Consider the following 554-nt stretch of genomic DNA (forward strand, 5'->3'; position numbering starts at 1 on the left):
TTTCAGAGTACCGTCATTGTTAAATTCAAATTCGTATTCCGCACGATCGGTTTTGAGGAAACCGGTGATCCACTCTTTCTTACCGGTCGATACGAACAAGGAGTAATACACGTGAGGTAAGTCTGTTTCTTTGGCTTCTACTTCTTTGGCTTTTTCGCCGTAGGTTTGAGCGATTTTCGCGATATCGGCAAATTTGATTTCATCCAACGGGAAAACGTTGTCTTTCATATTTCCGTTGCCGGAAATGCGGACAGGTTGAGGCTCGCTCCATTTACCGTCTTCAAATTCGTAGTGGTCGATATTTTCGGGTTTGTTAGGGTCTTGAATTTCCACGGTAATGCGCGGACGTTTGCCGCCGTAGAAATGGATGTTTTGGAAAATATTGAGTGGTTTGCCACCGAATTGCGGCAGTGCTTTCAGCGCATCTTCAGCAGCTTGCAGAGCGGTTGCATCCGCCAAGAAATTGCCTGAAGAAACCACAGGTTTTACCTCAGGTTTTGCTTCTTCAGCAGGTTTTTCAGCATCTTTAGGGGCTTCTGCCGTATTACCTGCAG

1 protein-coding gene is annotated in these 554 nt (G+C 45.8%); it reads right to left on the reverse strand.

The genetic code is table 11. From position 1 onward, the window contains the following. Nucleotides 1-459, reverse strand: a 459-nt coding sequence (locus ACTHS3_RS16665; protein WP_440368596.1) for a hypothetical protein, incomplete at its 3' end; no start/stop codon positions are given. Nucleotides 460-554 lie beyond the last annotated feature (95 nt).

The organism is Neisseria sp. P0009.S007, assembly GCF_051962515.1.